The organism is Pseudomonas agronomica (genome assembly GCF_025917275.1).
In the GTDB taxonomy this organism is placed as follows: domain Bacteria; phylum Pseudomonadota; class Gammaproteobacteria; order Pseudomonadales; family Pseudomonadaceae; genus Aquipseudomonas; species Aquipseudomonas agronomica.
In genome coordinates this window covers 1-1,208 of record NZ_JAOSHO010000861.1, presented here as the reverse complement: position 1 = coordinate 1,208, position 1,208 = coordinate 1, and the positions used below count along the sequence as shown (strand labels likewise).

The 1,208-nt window shown below is 60.5% G+C and carries 1 protein-coding gene; it reads right to left on the bottom strand.

What is annotated here, in order from left to right:
- Nucleotides 1-47 precede the first annotated feature (47 nt).
- Nucleotides 48-1,037 (bottom strand): GGDEF domain-containing protein, encoded by a 990-nt coding sequence (locus OC610_RS27735; RefSeq protein ID WP_264432741.1) that lies wholly within the window; start codon nucleotides 1,035-1,037, stop codon nucleotides 48-50.
- Nucleotides 1,038-1,208 lie beyond the last annotated feature (171 nt).

Below are 1,208 nucleotides of genomic sequence, written 5' to 3'. Positions count from 1 at the left end.
AGCCTTCGGCAGCTCCTACAGGGCGGTAGCCGAGCACGAGCAAGCTCTCAAGCGGCGATTATGCGGTTCTTGCCCTGGCGCTTGGCCTCGTACATCGCCGCGTCAGCACGGGCAAACAAGCTATCGAGGGTCTGGTCTTCGGCGGAGATCCCGGTCAGGCCCTGGCTGACGGTGATCCCGAAATTCTGCTCCCCGCAGCGGAACGCCAGGCGCTGGATTTCCCGTTGCAGGCGCTCGGCCACCTGCAACGCCATGTCCGGTGGGCAGCCTGGAAACACAGCGGCAAATTCTTCGCCGCCGATCCGCCCGAACAGGTCGCCACGCCTGAGCACGGACCTTCCGCTTTCAGCGATTTTCTGCAGCACCGTATCGCCTTCCTGGTGGCCGTAGGTGTCGTTGATCAATTTGAAATCATCGATATCCAGCAACAGGAACGCCATGGGCGTGCCTTGCAGCCGTGCCTGTTCGAATTCGCGATGGGCGCACTCGAAGAAGTGCCGGCGGTTACTGCTTTGGGTCAGCACATCGGTGGTCGCCAGCCGCTGCAGTTCGCTTTCGAGCAGCTTTTTCTCGGTGATGTCTTCGGCGATACCGACCACGATCACCGGCTGCCCCGGGTCGGCTTGACGGTTGATGAAGCATTTGTCGCTTAGCCAGCGAATCTGGCCATCGGCGGCGATGATCCGGTATTCACGGTCTTCGACCGCGCCTTTGACCAGCACTTCGGCCAGGCTGCGTTCGGCGTAATCAAGGTCGTCCGGGTAGATAGCGTCACGCCATTCGTTGTAGTCCGCCAGTACCAGGCCCGCAGGCCGGCCGAAAATCCGTTCGTAGGCGGGGCTGACATACAGCACCTGCCGGGTTTCCCAATTGAATGCCCATAGCACCGCGTTGACGCTGACAAGCAACGAACTGAACAACTGCTCCCGCTCGCTCAGGCGTGCCACTTCGCCTTGGGCGTGCATCAGCGCCATGAGTGTCTGGGCCGCTTCGGGCCAATGAGGCTGGGATGAATCCTGTAGGTTCTTGTCGACCATCGGCACAAATCTCAAAGAACGTGCATTGCTATGGATTTGCACGCGCTTACTCCAAAGCCCGCCAGGATGGCGAAGTGCTCTTGAGATAGGGGATTGTGGGCGAAGTTCCTTTTCAGGCGACGAAGGGCGGGGGCTTGCGCGAATCCAAGCGCAAATGGACCGTGGCGAGGG